The following is an 18,775-nucleotide window of genomic DNA, read 5'->3' as shown; positions in this document are numbered from 1 at the left end:
TTTTGATTATTTGAACGAACCGCGAAGACGCCAAGAGCGCGAAGGAATAACTGCATCTTCTTCTTTCTCTTCCTTCGCGTCCGCGTGCCTCGCGGTTCCTTTAATCTTAAATCTTGCACCATTGTCAAGAACCGGCTCTCCGGCCCATTCCACAAGAGATGAATTTTCTTGTGGAACAGGCATCTTGCCTGTTCCTAAACAAGTAATTGAGAATGGTGCAACATCTCAGTTTAATCTTACTTCTTTACTGACTTTCGGTAAAATCCCAAATGGATTGACACAGGCCCCCCTCTGCGGCTACGCTTTGAAGTTAGAGGTTGCTTTGCTTGTAGAGGAAGTAGCCCGCGTCGCCCAAAAATCTAGTTGCACTGCCCAAAGCTGCTGGTAACAGCAATGGACAGCTCACCGCCAAACTGGAATCAGCAGTCTGGAGGCTAACGGAGTATCTTAACATCCTCTGTAGCCGCCCTGCTATGTCTTGAAATGCGGGGCGGCTGGGTTTTTGGGTTTTTCTAGAAAACCCAAAACCAGGAGAACATAATTATGTCACAGGAATTCTTGCCTGACGACAACAAATCCCAATGCCCAAATGACGACTCAGCAGCAGAATCGGAACAGGATGTGGTGTGTGTAACGGTCACAGGTTCGCCCAAGGGTGTCAGGGAAACCATACTCACTTTGTACCGCCTGGGATTTGCCGAAGTCGGCGATTGGAGTCCCGTACAGCGTGCAGCCAATCCGAAGCAAGTGATGAGTGTGCTGATTCGCCGTCGGAAGCGCAAAGCGTAGGTGTTTGCTCGTTCCCAGGCTAGAGCCTGGGAACACATTCCATGAGGCTCTGCCTGCTGTTTTTATTTTTATCCGTTAGCGAGGCAGAGCCTATGGATTTCGGTTCTCAGGCTACAGCCTGGGAACCAGTTAAAGTAATTGAGAATGGTGCAACATCTCAGTTTAATCTTATTCCTTTACTGACTTTCGTGCGATCGCGCCCACGCACTTAATTTATACAGTAGTAGTTCGGTCGCATCATAAAGCCGTTAAAACAATTAAACCATTATTTTCTTGTGTTCATATTAATAGTAATAGCAAAAAAAACTATCTCTATTGAAATAGCTGCTGTTCCGCCAGCAACTCCCCCAACTTCTATCCCACCAAGTATCCCACCAATAGCTACTAATAACCAGCCAATTACAGGAGCGATTATTGACATATAATTTATTTTTCACTCGCATTAGTTACGAGCATCATTGTTATCTTGATATTATCCTAAAATCAGGTTATTTTTATCTGTGACTATTATCATAAAAAATTGTGATCTTCATCATAGTAGGGATACCCGTGTTAATGTATAAAGACTAGGGCGTAGTGGTGGGAATGGTAGAGGCAGGACTCGCACTCTGGTACTTTTTGCTCGTTCCCAGGCTAAGGCCTGGGAACGCATTCCATGAGGCTCTGCCTCCTGTTTTTATTTTTATCCGTTAGCGAGGCAGAGCCTCTGGATCTCGGTTCCCAGGCTCTAGCCTGGGAACCAGTTAAGAAGACCAACAAATATCAGGCACGTTACTTTACTAAATCAGGAAACGGTAATTTCCTGATTCAAAGCGTCAAACATCTACAACTGCGTGTCTTTACAGAAGTACCAAAATTACGATACAACTATAAGTTATGCCACTGAAGGAATCTATTATGACCGGAAAAGTCCTTTTATATATCCGAAACCCAAAAAATACCATAGTAAACTTCGTGTGTGAATTCACACGTATCCCAGCAGTCGGAGAGTATATCTGGCTAGACCCAGATGAAGCCAATTTCATAAATAATAACGATTGCTTTAAAGTTGTATGTGTTCAGCATACGGCGTTTGTTGACTGTTCAGAAAGTTCTTCCCCATACAACGCTTTTATATACGCTGTAAAAGAGCATTATGAAGAAGTTATAAAGGCTTCAGGATTTTAGTTTTAACTCAGATTATCTAACCATTTTAAATATGTTTCTGAACCCGTAATTCATCCTTGAAATAAGGGTGAAATTAAACAAAACCCACTACACTTTACCTGTAATGGGTTTTGTTCGTTATCCCTGATTTTAAAAAACATCAAACATTTATAACAGTTATTAATCACTTTATGTCGCGATTAATTCTTTGAATCGGTCGGACATAATTTGTATTAGCTCTGACCCAGTAGCGAGTTCGACCGAATGAATGGCTTCCCACCCATAGCCAAGGTTTTCCCCGTCGGTCAAGAAAAATTCCAACAGCATCAAATCTTTCTCCAGTGGGCATAATCCTATCAACAGGCAAATCAATCATATCCATTCGATTACTTTGACCAGTCCTATCTTGCCAGCGAACATTCAAACCTTCTGGATCTACGACTTCCCACACCCAAGGCATGACTCCACTCTTTCCATTGACAATGTGGTAGTCTCCATTTTTGTCAGCCTCTGGATATGTGTTGGGATTTTGAACTTGGAGCAACGGAGTAGCAACGCTTTCACCACAAAAAGAAGGTAATAAAACCCCGGCAGTGAAGATTAGACCTATCAAAAGATTTTTGAACATAAAAACTATATACCTCACATGACCAAAAAACCCTATACACCTGAAGGTTTAACGTAAAAAAGCTAGACCCGCAACCGCTCCAACCTTACCAACACTCCCACCGCTCCGACCGTGCCAGCGAGACGATCGCCAAACTTGCCAACCATGCCAGCCTTACCACTGCGACAGCCCGAGCCGTAGCAGTCCTTATGGTGCGACTGTGCAAGCCGTGCCTGTCCTCACCAAAATCACCCCAAAACCCCACAACAGCGAGTCTATCCTGCAATTTTGGAGCCGTGGCAGCCGTGCCAGCCGTCGGAGATGTCGAGACGATCGCCCCGTGTCGATCGGACTGCCGCCAATTTTGGAGTCTTATTGGTGGAAAACCCTACTAACTTCGGCAGAAATCAAAGCCTGCCTTGCTTTTGCCGCAGATAGATACACTCCTGGACGCACTCCGACAAAGAAACCGGGTTTTTTACCTAATCTGTCCGTAAAAACGAAGTAATTGCGTAAAAAAAACCCGGTTTCTGGGCCCCATGCGTAAGTCCTAAAGACAATTACCCGCCAATTTGAGACATGGTGCGGCTGTAATTTCCCTGAGTAGTTCCCGAATCTCGCTGTTTGAAATTAATCTCCGGTTTAATCTCTAATATCTGCCGCACTCGATCGCATTTAATATAATTATTTGTAAATTGGGTTGAGCTAAAGTGATCGCCTTTCCCTAATTTATCGCACGTTTAAGAATTTGACCGACCACTCCATACCTGTCGCCTGTCAATCCATCCAATTCGTGTTCAACATCTTCTAACCATCCAAGTTTACTTGTCCACTTACCATTAGGTAACTGTCTAGCTGCATGAGTTGGGATACCGCTAGAGTCAACATATATTGCTATTTTCTGATATCCAGCTTCTAATATATCACCATTACAAAGTTCATATCCCAGTGTTTGATAAGCCTGAATATATGCGTCTAAAGTCTCCTCTTGCGGCACGCCTTCTGGCCAATAGAATTGCTCTCCAGGTATCGGTTGCCACCAGCGATCTTCTTCACCAGCAGCCCATGCAAAGCAATTATATTCCTGTGACTTTTGGTTAGTAACTCGATAATCAGTGCGAGACAAGTTAGGCCATTTAATTTCAAGTTCCGGTCTTCTATACATTCTCTTCAATCGCGTAGCCTCGATCTCTACCCCACTCTATCCAAGCTGATGCCATCTGTTTTACCCTTCCCCTTTGTTCCGGTTTAATGGGATTTTCATCCGTAATTGCATTCAATGCAGCTAACCAGTAAAGGGGATTTTTTTTCAGTTCCGATAGCAACAGCGGCACGACTTTAGATCCCATATTAATAATTTCCTGATATGCAGGATGCTGAGACATTTGAGCTGTCGAAGACATTCCCGCAACTTCACTTTGCCATTCCGTAGCAAGAGTATAAAATTTGTCAATTACCTCGATCGAAATTTCAGCATTTTTATTGAAGATATCTCGCTCGGTATTTGCTGCGGGATTTTCTCGTTGCGCGATTGAGCTTTCAATGCTCATCAAGACTAATTCTTCAATCGATACATTCATCTCAGCAGCAACTTTTTGTAGCTTCAGAATCAGCCGGTCTGAAATGGCGATCGAGATGGTGTTCATCTGGCTTACAAAATTGGATGATGTCTTAAGTGTAGCAAATAAATTATCGATACAGAGTTGACAAAGATCGATCGCCCATTTTTGCCCAAGTACCTGAAGCGCAGCTATCCCGAGCGTGAATCGCCCCTCGGCCCCACATAACAAAAAGAGCGATCGATTTCGGGCAGTTCACCCACCGATTTGAGACATTGTGCGGCTGTAACTTCCTTGAGTAGTTCCCGAATCTCGCTGCTTGAAATTAATCTCCGGTTTAATCTCTAATATGTGCCGCACTCGATCGCGCAATTCGCTGAGAGGAGTCCCGGTGCGGAGAGCAGTTTTTAAGTCAACTTGACCAGTTTCGTTCAGGAGACAAGGCCGCAGCCACCCGTCAGCAGACAAACGCATCCGGTTGCAGCGATCGCAAAAACACTCGGACATTTGACTGATAAAGCCTAAAGTGCCCTTCGCCCCCGGAATTTGAAACACATCTGCCGGCCCATTTCCGCGCACTCCCGACTCGGCTAACCCGTATTTGTCGTTAATTTGTTGCCGCAATTCGGCTGAAGCTACCCAACCTTTATCGCCAAATAAATCCCCATTCCCGATCGGCATAAACTCAATAAAACGAACGTGCCAATTCCGGTTAATTGTTAACGCCGCTAAATCCAATATTTCGCTGTCATTCACACCCGGAATTACCACAACATTCAGTTTCAGCGGGTCGAATCCAGCTTGATAAGCCGCTTGAATTCCCTCCCAAACCTGCGTCCACCGCGATCGTCCCCGACTGCCAATTATCTTGTCGAAAGTCTCCGGTTCCAACGAATCCAAACTAATATTAATCCGGCGCAAACCAGCATTGTAGAGATTTTCCGCCATTCCCGCCAGCAAAAATCCGTTGGTTGTCATGGATAAATCTCGGGTTTCGGGCAAAGATGCGATCGACCTCACTAATTCCACCACCCCAGGCCGCAGCAGCGGTTCCCCTCCCGTCAAGCGAAACTTGGTAAATCCCACGGGTATAAAAACTTCCCGCAGCAGAGTTAGCAATTCCGAGTGAGTTAACAACTGCTGCTGCAATACATAGTCCAACTCGCTACCTTCCGGCATACAGTAGAGACAGCGGAAGTTGCAGCGGTCTATCAAGCTAATCCGAAGGTAGTCTACGGTATCCATGTCAATAGTTTGTAATATTATTTAATTATAAATGCTGACTCAATTTTCTGCAATTATCGGCTGTAGAGTAAATCGATAATCTAAAATCTAAAATCTAAAATACAATTAATATCATCCAAAAAGGGATACAAGCCCCCAGCTCCCGGCTGTAGAGTAAATCTAAAATCTAAAATCTAAAATCTAAAATTGCTAAATTTATGTTCTTTGAATTTGAAGCTGATTTTGTCGAAGCTTTGCGCTGCATTCCGATGCAGGTACGTCTCAAGTTAGATACTTGCGGCATTAAATTGAAGTTGCAGGATTGGAATCATTTTAACCAAGCAGAACGGCAAAGTCTTGTAGAGTTACCTTGCTTGACAAAAGCAGAAATTATCGATTACCGAGAACAGCTAAACCAAGTATTAATTCAACAGACAGGCAAACCGGGAAGTGATTTGGCGGTTGATGAAAATCCCCCCTGGATGGATGCTGCAACTGTACCGGAGTCTGTTTCTGCAAAAGCGCAAGAGCTCGGCGTGACAATTTCTTTGCCCCAGTGGGCGAGTTTGCAGCCTCTACAGCGATTTGCTTTGATTAAGCTTAGTCGATCGAGCCACGAGAATAAAAATTTCATCCCGGCGCTTCAAGAGTTTAAGGTTATTGAATAAGATCAAGTTTTAATTGACTTTTAGGGCGCAGAGTCCGAGAAGGGAGAGTCTGCTCATCTATTTGCCCGATCGTCCTCAGTTCTCACTCACTAAGTGAGACTCACTAAGTGAGAAAAATAAAAACAATGTGTAAGAGAGTGCGGTCGGGCGGTGGGAGATGTAGGGTGAGGTTGATCGGACATTTAACGGGTTGAGGTTTCCGAAGCGCCAGACACCAAATTCCGAAAATATGATTAATTTTATTTTAAGTATTGTTACCGCAGCGTGGTATGATTTTTGTGAGTTTGCAAAGCACTCGCCTGCTACCTGCATTAGTTTCTGAGCTTCGTGAACACGCAAAACACACCCACCGAACCCGCAGCAGCAAACGAGGATATTCCTCAAGCTGGCACAGTCTCGACAGTCTCGACAGCCTCGTCCGAGACTAGCAATCCCATGCAAGACTTTTATCGCCTCCAACAAGAGTTGTTGGCGTACACCCTTGCTTTTACGGCGATTATTTTTATCTCCGTTTGGATTTTTTACTCGCTCAATATTGCCCTGAATTATTTGCTTGGGGCGAGCACAGGTGTGGTTTACTTAAAGATGTTGGCTAGAGACGTTGAACGAATCGGCAGCCAAAATCAGCGCATCAGCAAGACACGGCTCGGTGTGTTTTTAGCGGTGATGATAGTAGGAACACAGTGGAATCAGCTACAGATTTTACCGATATTTTTGGGATTTCTGACTTACAAAGCTGCGCTGTTGGTTTACGTGATCCGAAGTGCATTAGCACTAGACTACAGGTAGGTCAGGCAAGAAGAGCACAACTCAACTCATCGATTTGTATGGGGAAGCCCGTTGAATGGCAATGCTTGACGTTCTAAACACCTTTAATCGTTTCCCCCTCGCCGAATTGGAAGTTGGCCAGCAGTTGTACTGGCAACTGGGCAATCTGAAAGTGCACGGGCAGGTTTTTCTAACCTCGTGGTTTGTAATTGCCGTTTTAGTCGTAGTTTCGATTTTAGGAACCAGCAAAATCCAGCGAATTCCCAGCGGAATGCAAAATTTTATGGAGTATGCGCTGGAATTTATTCGCGACTTGGCTAAAAACCAAATTGGGGAAAAAGAATATCGCCCTTGGGTACCGTTTATTGGTACATTATTTCTGTTCATCTTTGTGTCAAACTGGTCTGGCGCTCTAATTCCTTGGAAGCTGATTAAGCTGCCATCAGGCGAATTGGGAGCTCCTACCGCTGACATCAACACGACGGTAGCATTTGCACTGCTGACTTCTCTAGCATATTTTTATGCAGGTCTCAGCAAAAGCGGCTTGGGGTATTTCGCCCACTATGTTGAACCGGTGCCTTTCATGTTGCCGTTCAAAATCATAGAAGATTTCACTAAGCCTCTGTCCCTAAGTTTCCGTTTGTTTGGCAACATTCTTGCGGACGAATTGGTGGTCGGAGTGCTAGTGTTGCTAGTGCCTTTATTTGTTCCTCTGCCAGTAATGGTTCTGGGACTATTTACCAGTGCAATTCAAGCTTTGATTTTTGCAACCTTAGCCGCAGCCTATATAGGTGAAGCTCTAGAAGGCGGTCACGGCGAAGAACATCACGATTAACTAACGATAAACGGCGAAGAATGAAGGAGGAAAAAGAAAATTTCTGAACTCAAACTTTCTCCCGTCACATCGGACAATTCTGTAGACTTTCTGTTCTCAATTTTGTACTTTAGATAAGGAAAATCATCATGAACCCAACAGTTGCTGCCGCTTCCGTAATTGCCGCCGCTTTGGCAGTAGGTTTAGCTGCAATCGGCCCTGGCATCGGTCAAGGTAATGCAGCAGGTCAGGCTGTAGAAGGGATTGCCCGTCAGCCGGAAGCAGAAGGTAAAATTCGCGGCACCTTGCTGTTGAGTTTGGCGTTCATGGAAGCGCTCACAATTTACGGTTTGGTCGTAGCCCTAGTGCTGCTGTTTGCCAACCCCTTCGCATAATAATTGGAAATTTTAGATTTGAGGTTTTGGCGATTCTAATCCAAAATCTCAAATCTAAAATCGATTAAGCGAATTAGATGGAAGCCGTCAAAAAATCATGATGCACTGGACAGTATTACTAGCAGTTGAAGAAGCGGCTAAGGAAGGGGGACTGTTTGATATAGATGCTACGCTGCCTCTGATGGCGGTGCAGTTTTTAATTCTAGTCGCAGTCTTGAATGTAATTTTTTACAAGCCGCTCAGCAAGTCAATTGACGATCGCGCCGATTACATTCGCAACACTCAAGTCTCCGCCCAAGAACGCTTGGCAAAAGCTCAGCAACTAGCGCAGCAGTACGAGCAAAAACTGGGAGAAACTCGCAAACAGTCTCAATCAGTAATTGCTGCTGCTCAAGCTGATGCCCAAAAAATTGGGGCAGCCAAAGTAGCTGAGGCTCAACAAGAAGCTCAAGTCGCGCGAGAAAAGGCTGGGCAAGAAATAGAGCAGCAAAAGCAAGAAGCAATGCGCTCACTAGAACAACAAGTAGACGCGCTCAGCGGCCAAATTCTCGAAAAGCTATTAGGGCAGTCGCTGGCCAAATAGCGAGACCGAAGAGTTTTAGATTTTGGATGGAATCTTAAATCTAAAATCGCTTCACCCAATCTGCACGCGCAATTATGGAAGAGTATCATGGGGACTGTTTTATTGCTAGCCACAGAAGCTAGCGGCGAAGGTGGTTTCGGTTTAAATTTCGATATTTTAGAAACCAACCTGATTAACCTGGTCATTATTATTGCAGTGCTGTTTTATTTCGGGCGCGGATTTGTAGGTAAAATCCTGACTGAGAGGCGTTCGGGCATCCAAGAGGCGATTCAAGAAGCAGAAAAACGCCAAAAAGATGCAGCAGCAGCTCTAGCAGAGCAACAGCAAAAATTGACTCAAGCGCAAGCAGAAGCGGAACGAATTCGGGCCGCTGCTGAAGAAACTGCCAAGAAAGCAAAAGAAGCAATTCTAGCTCAGGCAGCGCAAGACGTTGAAAGAATGAGAGCAACAGCAGGTCAAGAGTTGGAAGCGGAGCGGGAAAGAGCGATCGCCCAACTGCGATCGGCGGTTGTATCTCTGGCATTAGCAAAGGTGGAAAGCCAGCTAAAAACGAGCTTGGACGACAGCGCTCAACACCAATTAATCGATCGCAGCATTGCGTTACTGGGAGGCTAAAACGTGAGTACAGTCAGCACAGAAGTCTTACAGCCTTACGCATCTGCCTTGATGTCACTGGCTCAGTCCAGCAATCTCTCAGAGAAGTTTGGCGAAGATATTCGTTCCTTGCTGAGCCTGCTAGAAGGTTCGGAAGACTTGCGTCAATTTTTAGCCAATCCGCTGGTAAAACCGGATGCTAAAAAAGCCGTGATTCAGCAAATAGCGGGTGAAGAAATGAACCCCTTGATGCACAGCTTTCTGAAGCTATTAGTAGACAAAGGAAGAATTCTTTTTTTAGAAGGAATTGGCAAACAATACTTGGCAAGGCTCCGAGAACTCAACCAAACAGTATTGGCTGAAGTTACATCGGCCGTCCCGCTTTCAGACGCTCAACAGCAGACTGTGCGCGAGAAAGTGCAGGCGATGACCAGCGCTAGTCAAGTAGAAATTGAAACCAAAATAGACGCAGATTTAATCGGCGGTGTGATAATCAAAGTAGGCTCTCAAGTAATTGATGCCAGCCTGCGGGGACAATTGCGGCGTCTAGGAATTCGCTTGAATTCCTGATTTAAGGAAGCAGGAGGAAGGAAGAAGGAAGCAGGAAGAAGGAAGAAGGAAGAATCAAACAGGAAGCAGGAATAAATTAATTTCTGTTTTTGAGTTGTTAGTCCCAAATTCTTACTAGCAAATCCCTATTCTTTCTTGCCGAAAACATCGAGTGACAACTAACAACTGACAACTGACACATAATAACTAACATGGCAGCAATCAGACCTGACGAAATTAGCAGCATTATTCGCCAGCAAATTGAGCAGTACGACCAAGACGTAAAAGTCTCTAACGTCGGTACTGTTCTGCAAGTAGGCGACGGCATTGCCCGGATTTATGGCTTGGATAAAGCCATGTCTGGGGAATTGCTAGAATTTGCCGACGGCACCGTGGGCATTGCACTGAACCTCGAACAAGATAACGTCGGTGCAGTGTTGATGGGCCAAGGCCTCGGCATTCAAGAAGGTTCGGCAGTTACTGCTACTGGCAGAATTGCTGAAGTCCCCGTGGGTGAAGCAATGTTGGGACGGGTAGTTGATGCTTTGGCCCGTCCGATTGACGGCAAAGGAGAAATTAAAACTACTGAATCTCGCTTGATTGAATCTCCGGCACCGGGGATTGTTTCTCGCCGTTCTGTTTACGAACCCATGCAAACAGGAATTACCGCTATTGATGCGATGATTCCGGTGGGAAGAGGACAGCGGGAACTGATTATCGGTGACAGACAAACCGGTAAAACTGCGATCGCGATCGACACGATTATTAACCAAAAATCGGAAAACGTGATCTGCGTTTACGTGGCGATCGGCCAAAAAGCTTCTACAGTAGCTAACATCGTCAACGTCCTGCAAGAAAAGGGCGCGATGGACTACACGATCGTAGTAGCAGCCAACGCTAGCGACCCCGCAACCCTGCAATACTTGGCTCCCTACACAGGTGCTAGCTTAGCCGAGTATTTCATGTACAAAGGCAAGCACACTTTGGTCATTTACGATGACCTTTCCAAACAAGCACAAGCTTACCGCCAAATGTCTCTGTTGCTGCGCCGTCCTCCCGGTCGCGAAGCTTATCCCGGAGACGTGTTTTATCTGCACTCTCGCTTGCTAGAACGCGCTGCTAAATTGAGCGACGACTTGGGCGAAGGCAGCATGACTGCTTTGCCAATTATCGAAACCCAAGCTGGTGACGTTTCTGCTTACATTCCGACGAACGTAATTTCGATTACCGACGGTCAAATCTTCCTTTCTTCTGACTTGTTTAACGCTGGTTTGCGTCCGGCAGTAAACCCCGGTATTTCGGTATCGCGGGTAGGTTCGGCGGCTCAAACTAAGGCGATGAAAAAAGTAGCCGGTAAGGTGAAATTGGAATTGGCACAGTTTGAAGAACTGGCAGCATTTTCTCAGTTTGCTTCTGACTTGGATAAAGCTACTCAGAATCAATTGTCGCGCGGTCAGCGCTTGCGGGAACTGTTGAAACAGCCGCAAAGCTCGCCTCTGCCGATGAACGAACAAGTGGCTGTAATCTATGCCGGTATTAACGGTTATATGGATGACATTCCGGTGGAAAAAGTCAGCAAGTTTACTGTTGGTTTGCGCGACTATTTGCGGACTAGCAAGCCTCAGTACGGCGAAATAGTTCAAGGCGGAAAAGCCTTGACTGATGAAGCTGAAAAGCTGCTGAAAGAAGGCATCACTGAATACAAGCAAAGTTTTCTAGTTTCTGCGTAGTAGACAAGTAGGAATTTTGAACCGCAGATGAACGCGGATTAACGTAGATAATCTGAAGTTAATCTGCGTTACTCTGCGTTAATCTGCGGTTTTAATTAAGAAGATGCGGGCAAGGATGTAAGGAGAAAGTTATGGCAAATCTGAAAACTATTCGCGATCGCATTAAGTCGGTCAAGAACACTAAAAAGATTACAGAAGCGATGCGTTTGGTGGCCGCTGCAAAGGTGCGCCGCGCTCAAGAACAGGTGACTGCTACTCGGCCTTTTGCAGATCGACTGGCAGAGGTATTGTATGGTTTGGCGGAACGGTTGCAGTTTGAAAACCTGGATTTGCCGCTGCTGAAAAAACGCGAAGTGCGATCTGTGGGACTGTTGGTAGTTTCGGGCGATCGGGGTTTGTGCGGCGGCTACAACAGCAACATCATCAGATACGCCGAAAATCGCGCTAAGGAAATCAAAGCTGAAGGCTTAGACTACAAATACGTGTTGGTAGGACGCAAAGCTACTCAGTATTTCCAGCGCCGCGAACAGCCGATTGATGCTACTTACGCTAACTTGGAACAAATTCCCACAGCACCGGAAGCGGCACAAATTGCTGACGAATTGCTTTCCTTGTTCCTGTCGGGAACTGTGGACAGAGTTGAGCTAATTTACACCAAGTTTGTGTCGCTAATTAGTTCGCGTCCGGTAATTCAAACCTTGCTGCCCCTCGACCCCCAAGGTTTGGAAACTCCCGATGATGAAATCTTCCGCTTGACATCGCAAGGCGGACAGTTTCAAGTATCGCGGGAGAAGGTTGCTTCACCTACGAAGAGTTTGCCCAGAGACATGATTTTCGAGCAAGATCCGGCGCAAATTCTGGAGGCTCTTTTGCCCTTGTATTTGAACAACCAATTGCTGCGGGCTTTGCAAGAGTCTGCTGCTAGCGAATTGGCGGCGCGGATGACGGCGATGAATAATGCTAGTGAGAATGCTAGCGATTTGATCGGTAGTTTGACGCTGACTTATAACAAGGCGCGGCAAGCGGCAATTACTCAGGAAATCCTGGAAGTTTGCGGCGGTGCTGAGGCTTTGAATGGTTAGGTTAGGGTTGACAATTTGTTGATTTTATGGTAGGCGTCTGAGGCAACTCAGGCGCTTTTTTTAAGATCTGGATAATTAGTCTGTAAAAGCGATTGCCTATTCCTGCACAATCTCATACAAATCTTCAATCGACAAATCACAAGTCCTCGCCAACTTGTGCAAGGCTGTCACGTCAACAGTTGCTAACCCAGGCGATCGGGCATAGGTTCTGAGGGTACTGTAGACTACGCCCGATCGCTCTGAAACCTCTTTGATCGTCCAGCCTTTCTCAGCAGCCAACTCTCGAACCCGCAACTTAATTAAGCCCATAACCTCTTGAGATGTGATTAATATAAGTCAGAGAATTGTACTGTAAAAAGCGATCGCCTACTCTTTGACGACCTCAACCAAATCTTCCACCATCACGTCAAAAGTACGTGCCAACTTCAGCAGACAAGTAAAATCAACCATTGCCATTCCCGGAGAACGTGAATAGGTGGTGAGTGTGCTGTAAATGACTCCCGATCGCTCAGAAACCTCTTTGATCGTCCAGCCTTTCTCAGCAGCAAATTCTTTAACCCGCAATCTAATTAAACCCATTGACAAAAAACTAGATTTAGTTTTTAATAAAAATATCGTAAAAAGCGATCGCTCCCAGGTCTGGAAAACTAAAAAGCGATCGCCTATCCAAATTCAATCCCTTTACAAAAGTTTGTACTCTTTACAAAGGATTTGCTTAACATCATGTTAACAAAATTTTCGCGAAAATCAACCCCCAGACACAGATTGAGCCGGTTTGTGACGAAAGAGGCGATCGCGCGGCTGCTGAAAATCAAGGTAGAACAAATATATCGCTTCGAGTGCTGGGCGCATATCCTGTACGTGCACGCCAAAGGCATGAGTCGGTTTGTGAGTTATGCCGACTTTCCGCCTGTTTTGGGAGTGGAATCGCCCTCTGGTTTAGATTTTGGTTATTGGAAGCGCCGGATAGCGAGTCAAAAAGAGAGACACGCGCCGGATTTTTGGGTGGATTTTTATGCGACGAGATTTCAAAAAGCTGTTTGTGTTTCTGAATTGTTGGAGTGGGGGGAAATGGTAGGGGTGATTAAATTGATGTTAAGTCGAATAGCTCTGGAGTCGCTGCGAAAGGTTTATGCACAAGAGAAATCTCTGCTAGAAAATTTCTAAATTATGACTGAAACACGGGTGATTAGAAATCGATTTTTTTTGCAACAATACTTCACGCCCAGCCTTTAACTAAAGTAAAAAACCCGGTTTCTTTGGTATGCGTAACTCTCATAAACTCCTGCCCCCCCCTGTAGTGGCGGTGCCCCCGTGCCCGCCCGAAAGATCGGGGCAACAACGGGGGGATTGCCCCTACAGGAATTACTCGCAGCAAACATTCAAAAAAGTGGTACAAGCTCGACTACAACAGTTATAATTTCTCCATGCGCTTCCCCCTCTATCTCAGCTAAGCCCATGAGTAACCTTTCAAATATCCCAGGCGGTGGCGATTACCCGCTCTCTACAGGAATTTAGGATAACAAATCCAAGCATTCTTCGATTTGGTCGAAAACAATTCCGCTGCCACTGTTCCTTTTTTCGTCAACATCTGAGAAACTCAAGCATCACTAATGAAAGTTATCGCAGCACTCGCTAACAACGATAAGTATGTTTTAGATGAACAACTAAACTCTTGGCTTTCGGTGCGGGAGAAACTACCGTAAAGTGCGGGTACTCATCACGCAATAACTTATCATCATATCAGCCATAATAGTAACAAGTGAGTTTGGTAAAAGCGAGGAAATAACTATGGTCACTGCTACTGCTGTACAGGATAATTTTACTCTAGAAGATTTCACGGTCGCTCCGCCCGATAACATGGAATTGGTAGACGGCCAACTTGTGGAGAAAAATGGCATGACACTAAAGACGGGTAAAATTCAGTTGAGACTGGGGAATTTTTGGGAAGATTACAAAAATTCTAGCGGACAAGGGGGAGAAGCTTATGTCGAGGTTCCTTGCCGCACTAACCGACAAATTCGCCGCCCCGATGTCGCTTATCTCACACCCGAATTAGTTGCACAATTTGGCAACCTTGCCACTTTACCCCAAAGTTTCCCTTTAGTTGCCGAAATAGTTTCACCCACCGATATCGCTGAAGATGTCTTTCTAAAAGCACAGGAATATTTAGAATCTAGCTGTCAGGAAGTTTGGCTAGTTTTTCCCGAAAGTCATTTAGTATTTGTGATGACTCAAAATCAAGTATTGACATTTCGATCCGGCGATACCGCCAGCACCCAACAAATCCTGATCGGTTTTAGCATTGATGTCGATCGATTGCTAGCTTAAACTAAATTCTACAACCTTTCATGTAGCAGCACGCGACACAAAACTATCCTCTACCCGTTGCACCAGTTCTTAAATCAAATTGCTACAATATTCTTAAGACTCCCCCAGTCCGCCTACGCGGACTTCGTTTGTAGAGCATCGGAATTCTATTCGGTGGTATTGAATTAATATCCCACCCTTATCGGAGCAAACCGCCATGTCAGACGACTTTTCCTTAGACGAGCTTTTAAATAGAAGTTACTACGCCTTCAAAGACGCAGAAAACCAAGTGGGACAGTGCAATGTTTTAGTCATCGGCAAAACCGGCGTCGGCAAAAGTACCCTAATAAATTCCGTTTTTCGCCAACGCTTAGCAGAAACTGGAGTCGGCCGCCCCATCACTCAAGGCATTCGCCAATATACCAAACCGAATTGCCCAATTACAGTCTACGATACTCCGGGACTCGAACTCAATGCCGAACAAATTAAAGTTATTCAATTAAACGTTGCTAAACTAATTGAAGACCAAAGACTCCTGCATCCCAAAGAACACATTCACGTCATCTGGTACTGCATCAATCACAGCGCCAATAGAATAGAATCTGTCGAGGAAAACTGGCTAAAAGAAATGGAAGTCAAAGACGTACCAGTTGTTTTAGTGCTGACTCAGACGACATCTAAAAAGCCGGGCGAGTTTTTCAAGCAACTGGAACACATGAATTTGCCCGTCAGTCAAATCATCCCCGTCATGGCTGAGCCGGAAGAAATTGATGAGGATTATACAGTAAAATCTCACGGTTTAGATAAGTTGGTAGATGCAACTTTTCAACTGCTGCCGGAAGTAGCTAAAAAAGCTTTTGTTAAAGAACAAATTGCTAATATTGCGCTCAAATCCGATATGGCATTTAAGTATTTAAGTGCTTATGTTGCAGGTTCTGCAATTGTCGGTGCGACTCCTGTACCGTTTGCTGATGCGCCGATTTTGATGGCGATGCAAACGGCAATGATTGCTAATATTACTGTGATTTTTGGAATGCCCTTTGATAAGGGCTTTATTTCGGCGATGCTGTCTGCTATTAGCGGCACAGGCGGGGTTACTGCTGTTGGCCGAAGTATTGTGACTAATTTGATTAAAATCATTCCTGGTGCGGGTACAGTTGTCGGCGGTGCTATCTCCGGTGCAACGGCAGCAGCTCTCACGCTTGCCCTCGGTTTGGCTTACATTGAGGTGCTTAAAGCTTATATGAAAGCTCAAGTTAATGGAGAACAACTTTCTTTGCAGCAGTTGACCAAGATGTTTGTGGAATTGTACAAGGATTATGCTAGTTCTGGGCGTAAAACTTTGAAGGATGAGAAACCGGAGCAACCTAAACCTCCCAATCAAATTAATATTGAGTAAATTGGGCATGGGGCATAGGGCAGGGGGTATAGGGCATAGGGCATAGGTTATTTGTTAGTTCCAATTCCCAATTACCCATTACCAATTGATTGCTACAATATGAGTGAATTCTGCAAAAGAAAGTAAATGGGTATGGTAATGGCTGCCGTTTTATCAGAAAATGTTTCTCTAGAAGACTTCATGGCTAATCCCCCCGACTGCATGGAATGGGTTGCCGGGCAAATCGTGGAGAAAAATGGCAGGACAGTAAAACACAGTCGAATCCAATCTCGACTAGATTATTGTTGGAGAAGTTATAAGATATCGAGCGGACAAGGCGGCGAAGTTTATACAGAAGTTCCTTGTCGTACAGACAGGCGAGTGCGCCGTCCTGATGTAGCTTATCTGACTCCTGAACTTGTTGCTCAATATGGCGATGTTCCTACTTTGCCTCAAAGTCCGCCGTTAATTGCTGAAATAGTTTCTCCTACTGATATTGCGGAAGAAATATTTCTAAAAGCACAAGAATATTTAGATTCAGGTTGTCTGGAAGCTTGGGTTCTTTTTCCAGAAAGTCGCTGGATATTGATCATGACTCAAAGTCAAAAGTTAACCTTTAACCTGGGTTCTACAGTCAGCACTCAGCTAGTGCTGGGGGGTTTTAGTGTTCCTGTTGACGAGTTGTTGGCTTGAAGGTCTAAAATTAATTAGGTATAAGTGCTTTTTGGCAGGCTTTGCCCGTGAGGCTTGTAATAATTTGTGAAAAAGTCATTGACAAAATGCCGCGGGTTCGCCCCGCTAATTAATAAAAAAAATTATCAATAAAAAATGCAGTTGTAAAATTGCACCAAATCACAAAGAGCGGTAAAATACTTATTGCTTTGTTTGCAAATGTAGCGTAAATTCCAATTGGGAATTACAACCAATAATTGAAATATGTCTAAGACTTACACTGTTGAATTGATCCACCAAGGCAGTACCTATACCGTAGAAGTGCCGGAAGATAAACAAATTCTTCAGGCGGCAAACGCTGCGGGCATTGATCTGCCTAACTCTTGCAATGCGGGGGTTTGTACTACTTGCGCTGCTAAAGTTATTGAGGGTGAAGTTGAGCAAGTTGATTGCATGGGCGTCAGTCCCGAACTTCAGGCAGAAGGTTATGTGTTGCTGTGCATTGCTTATCCCCGATCGAACTTGAAGATAGAAACCGAAAAAGAAGACATTGTGTACGATCGCCAATTCGGTAAATCCTAGGACTAAGCTAAAATTGACCTAAGTACCGTTAGCGGTAAAACCACTATGGATCGCCCTATGACCACCCATTTCGTTTCCGCAGAAGTTGACCTCCACGAGACCCCCGAGCAACTGCACTCGGCTATTGAAATTGAACTGCAAAAGTACGGCGAACCCCTGCGGTGGGCAGTCACAGACGTGGATGTCGCTCGGCAAAAGGCTGTGGTAGAAGGCTACGTGCTCGTGGAAGCATCCTCCGCAACACCGTGAACCCCCGCCCTTTGACAGTGGTTTTGATCGTTCCCACAGGCGTTGGAGCCTCGATTGGTGGGTTTGCAGGAGATGCGCTGCCGGTGGCTAGGGCGATCGCCCAAATTTCAGACACCCTGATCACTCACCCCAACGTCCTCAACGGCGCTCAACTTTATTGGCCGATACCTAACGCTCTCTACGTGGAAGGTTACGCCCTGGACAAATTTGCTGCCGGATGCTGGGGACTGCAACCGGTACATCAAAATCGCATCGGCTTAATCCTCGATTCCGCGATCGAACCAGACTTGCAGTTGCGCCACTTGCAAGCCGTTGATGCAACGAGAGCTACATTGGGTTTGAATATAACTGATTGTGTTTTAACCGATCGCTCCCTGCAAGTAGAATTGCGTATTTCTGAATCAGGGGCATCCTGGGGGACGATCGGCAATCCAGACAGTTTATTGCGCGCAGCCGAAAAATTAATCAAACAAGCAAGAGTAGAGGCGATCGCAGTTGTGGCCAGATTTCCCGACGATGAAGGCAGCCTCGCCCTCGAAAACTACCGCCGCGGCAAAGGAGTTGACCCCCTCGCCGGCGCGGAAGCTGTGATCAGCCACCTCGTCGTCAGGACGTTTAAAATCCCCTGCGCCCACGCCCCCGCCCTGTCTGCGCTTCCCCTCGATCCGCACCTGTCCCCGCGATCGGCTGCTGAGGAGATCGGCTATACTTTCCTACCTTGCGTGCTTGCGGGCCTCAGCAAAGCTCCGCAATTGGTAGCGCCAGAAAGCCAGCAGCACAATCAATTATCAATTACCGTCGATCGAGTCGATGCGGTGGTAATACCCGCCACAGCCTGCGGCGGCAGTGCTATTCTGAGTTTGAGTGGGCGATCGTCGGTACAAATCATCGCTGTGGGCGACAACAAAACCCAGATGCAGGCGACTCCAGAAAAACTCGGAATCAAAGCTTTGCAGGTAAACTCATATTTAGAGGCGATCGGAGTTTTGGTCGCTTTGCGGGCCGGCATCAGTCCAGCTTCCTTGGGTGCAGACATCTCCTCCCTGCGTTGTTTGTCTGACTAAACTCAACAAATC

Annotated in this window: 26 protein-coding genes and 1 pseudogene; 20 read left to right on the top strand and 7 right to left on the bottom strand. The window is 45.7% G+C overall.

All coding sequences use genetic code 11. The features are described from left to right. Positions 1 to 121 precede the first annotated feature (121 nt). The 3 genes from D0A34_15105 (at position 122) to D0A34_15095 (ending at position 1,956) form a co-directional block, all read left to right on the top strand. A complete protein-coding gene (locus D0A34_15105; protein ID UNU20027.1) occupies positions 122 to 388 on the top strand; it encodes a hypothetical protein in 267 nt (88 codons plus the stop codon). A gap of 155 nt (positions 389 to 543) precedes the next feature. Continuing rightward, positions 544 to 789 (top strand): hypothetical protein, encoded by a 246-nt coding sequence (locus D0A34_15100; protein UNU20026.1) that lies wholly within the window; start codon positions 544 to 546, stop codon positions 787 to 789. Positions 790 to 1,665: 876 nt separating this feature from the next. Continuing rightward, a complete protein-coding gene (locus tag D0A34_15095; GenBank protein ID UNU20025.1) occupies positions 1,666 to 1,956 on the top strand; it encodes a hypothetical protein in 291 nt (96 codons plus the stop codon). Positions 1,957 to 2,119: 163 nt separating this feature from the next. Here the strand turns inward: D0A34_15095 and D0A34_15090 are convergent, their stop codons facing one another. Further along, a complete protein-coding gene (locus D0A34_15090) occupies positions 2,120 to 2,563 on the bottom strand; it encodes a hypothetical protein (protein UNU20024.1) in 444 nt (147 codons plus the stop codon). A 199-nt stretch (positions 2,564 to 2,762) separates the two neighbouring features. Between D0A34_15090 and D0A34_15085 the strand changes: the two genes are divergently transcribed. After that, entirely contained in the window at positions 2,763 to 3,050 is a 288-nt protein-coding gene (locus D0A34_15085) for a hypothetical protein (protein ID UNU20023.1), read from the top strand. A 52-nt stretch (positions 3,051 to 3,102) separates the two neighbouring features. Here D0A34_15085 and D0A34_15080 read toward each other — a convergent pair. The 4 genes and pseudogenes from D0A34_15080 to moaA form a co-directional block, all read right to left on the bottom strand. Next, a pseudogene (locus D0A34_15080) lies at positions 3,103 to 3,213 on the bottom strand (cyclic pyranopterin phosphate synthase MoaA). A gap of 53 nt (positions 3,214 to 3,266) precedes the next feature. After that, positions 3,267 to 3,707: a hypothetical protein gene (locus D0A34_15075; protein ID UNU20022.1), complete on the bottom strand. Its 441-nt coding sequence runs from the start codon at positions 3,705 to 3,707 to the stop codon at positions 3,267 to 3,269. Then, entirely contained in the window at positions 3,700 to 4,188 is a 489-nt protein-coding gene (locus tag D0A34_15070) for a hypothetical protein (GenBank protein ID UNU20021.1), read from the bottom strand. The genes D0A34_15075 and D0A34_15070 overlap by 8 nt, the downstream gene beginning before the upstream one ends. 168 nt (positions 4,189 to 4,356) lie before the next feature. Then, positions 4,357 to 5,346, bottom strand: a complete 990-nt coding sequence (gene moaA, locus D0A34_15065; protein ID UNU20020.1) for a GTP 3',8-cyclase MoaA — start codon at positions 5,344 to 5,346, stop codon at positions 4,357 to 4,359. 197 nt (positions 5,347 to 5,543) lie between these two features. Here moaA and D0A34_15060 point away from each other — a divergent pair, with 197 nt between their 5' ends. The 9 genes from D0A34_15060 (at position 5,544) to D0A34_15020 (ending at position 12,508) form a co-directional block, all read left to right on the top strand. Then, complete coding sequence (locus D0A34_15060; GenBank protein ID UNU20019.1) at positions 5,544 to 5,993, top strand: nitrate reductase associated protein; 450 nt, start codon at positions 5,544 to 5,546, stop codon at positions 5,991 to 5,993. Between the two features lie 435 nt (positions 5,994 to 6,428). Then, complete coding sequence (locus D0A34_15055) at positions 6,429 to 6,782, top strand: ATP synthase subunit I (GenBank protein ID UNU22312.1); 354 nt, start codon at positions 6,429 to 6,431, stop codon at positions 6,780 to 6,782. Between the two features lie 61 nt (positions 6,783 to 6,843). Next, positions 6,844 to 7,596: a F0F1 ATP synthase subunit A gene (locus tag D0A34_15050; protein ID UNU22311.1), complete on the top strand. Its 753-nt coding sequence runs from the start codon at positions 6,844 to 6,846 to the stop codon at positions 7,594 to 7,596. Positions 7,597 to 7,724: 128 nt separating this feature from the next. Beyond that, positions 7,725 to 7,970, top strand: a complete 246-nt coding sequence (gene atpE / locus D0A34_15045) for an ATP synthase F0 subunit C (GenBank protein UNU20018.1) — start codon at positions 7,725 to 7,727, stop codon at positions 7,968 to 7,970. A gap of 97 nt (positions 7,971 to 8,067) precedes the next feature. Continuing rightward, positions 8,068 to 8,553, top strand: a complete 486-nt coding sequence (locus tag D0A34_15040; protein ID UNU20017.1) for a F0F1 ATP synthase subunit B' — start codon at positions 8,068 to 8,070, stop codon at positions 8,551 to 8,553. A gap of 87 nt (positions 8,554 to 8,640) precedes the next feature. Continuing rightward, positions 8,641 to 9,168, top strand: a complete 528-nt coding sequence (locus D0A34_15035) for a F0F1 ATP synthase subunit B (GenBank protein UNU20016.1) — start codon at positions 8,641 to 8,643, stop codon at positions 9,166 to 9,168. A 3-nt stretch (positions 9,169 to 9,171) separates the two neighbouring features. Further along, positions 9,172 to 9,717, top strand: coding sequence for a F0F1 ATP synthase subunit delta (locus D0A34_15030; protein ID UNU20015.1), 546 nt, complete (start codon positions 9,172 to 9,174; stop codon positions 9,715 to 9,717). A 191-nt stretch (positions 9,718 to 9,908) separates the two neighbouring features. After that, positions 9,909 to 11,426, top strand: a complete 1,518-nt coding sequence (gene atpA / locus D0A34_15025; GenBank protein ID UNU20014.1) for a F0F1 ATP synthase subunit alpha — start codon at positions 9,909 to 9,911, stop codon at positions 11,424 to 11,426. Between the two features lie 131 nt (positions 11,427 to 11,557). After that, the gene (locus D0A34_15020; GenBank protein ID UNU20013.1) at positions 11,558 to 12,508 is read left to right on the top strand and encodes a F0F1 ATP synthase subunit gamma; all 951 of its coding nucleotides are present in this window, start codon (positions 11,558 to 11,560) and stop codon (positions 12,506 to 12,508) included. A 96-nt stretch (positions 12,509 to 12,604) separates the two neighbouring features. On the opposite strand, the gene D0A34_15015 is transcribed toward D0A34_15020, so the two are convergent. Next, positions 12,605 to 12,817 carry an XRE family transcriptional regulator gene (locus tag D0A34_15015; GenBank protein ID UNU20012.1) on the bottom strand — a complete coding sequence of 71 codons (213 nt, stop codon included), beginning with the start codon at positions 12,815 to 12,817 and terminating at the stop codon, positions 12,605 to 12,607. A gap of 57 nt (positions 12,818 to 12,874) precedes the next feature. Beyond that, on the bottom strand, positions 12,875 to 13,087 hold the full coding sequence (locus tag D0A34_15010; protein ID UNU20011.1) for an XRE family transcriptional regulator: 213 nt from the start codon (positions 13,085 to 13,087) through the stop codon (positions 12,875 to 12,877). 144 nt (positions 13,088 to 13,231) lie between these two features. On the opposite strand from D0A34_15010, the gene D0A34_15005 reads away from it, so the two are divergent. From D0A34_15005 to D0A34_14975, 7 genes are all read left to right on the top strand, one after another. Further along, on the top strand, positions 13,232 to 13,675 hold the full coding sequence (locus tag D0A34_15005; GenBank protein ID UNU20010.1) for a hypothetical protein: 444 nt from the start codon (positions 13,232 to 13,234) through the stop codon (positions 13,673 to 13,675). A 624-nt stretch (positions 13,676 to 14,299) separates the two neighbouring features. After that, a complete protein-coding gene (locus D0A34_15000; GenBank protein UNU20009.1) occupies positions 14,300 to 14,839 on the top strand; it encodes a Uma2 family endonuclease in 540 nt (179 codons plus the stop codon). A 196-nt stretch (positions 14,840 to 15,035) separates the two neighbouring features. Next, positions 15,036 to 16,217: a DUF697 domain-containing protein gene (locus D0A34_14995; protein ID UNU20008.1), complete on the top strand. Its 1,182-nt coding sequence runs from the start codon at positions 15,036 to 15,038 to the stop codon at positions 16,215 to 16,217. Positions 16,218 to 16,349: 132 nt separating this feature from the next. After that, positions 16,350 to 16,889 carry a Uma2 family endonuclease gene (locus tag D0A34_14990; protein ID UNU20007.1) on the top strand — a complete coding sequence of 180 codons (540 nt, stop codon included), beginning with the start codon at positions 16,350 to 16,352 and terminating at the stop codon, positions 16,887 to 16,889. Positions 16,890 to 17,132: 243 nt separating this feature from the next. Beyond that, positions 17,133 to 17,450 (top strand): ferredoxin, encoded by a 318-nt coding sequence (locus D0A34_14985; GenBank protein UNU20006.1) that lies wholly within the window; start codon positions 17,133 to 17,135, stop codon positions 17,448 to 17,450. Between the two features lie 57 nt (positions 17,451 to 17,507). Then, the gene (locus D0A34_14980) at positions 17,508 to 17,699 is read left to right on the top strand and encodes a hypothetical protein (GenBank protein UNU22310.1); all 192 of its coding nucleotides are present in this window, start codon (positions 17,508 to 17,510) and stop codon (positions 17,697 to 17,699) included. After that, positions 17,696 to 18,763: a DUF3326 domain-containing protein gene (locus D0A34_14975; GenBank protein ID UNU20005.1), complete on the top strand. Its 1,068-nt coding sequence runs from the start codon at positions 17,696 to 17,698 to the stop codon at positions 18,761 to 18,763. Before D0A34_14980 ends, D0A34_14975 begins: the two co-directional genes overlap by 4 nt. Positions 18,764 to 18,775 lie beyond the last annotated feature (12 nt).

This window comes from Microcoleus vaginatus PCC 9802 (assembly GCA_022701275.1).
Classification (GTDB): Bacteria; Cyanobacteriota; Cyanobacteriia; order Cyanobacteriales; family Microcoleaceae; genus Microcoleus; species Microcoleus vaginatus_A.
The sequence above is the reverse complement of the archived record's forward strand: the minus strand, read 5'-3'. Positions and strand labels throughout refer to the sequence as shown.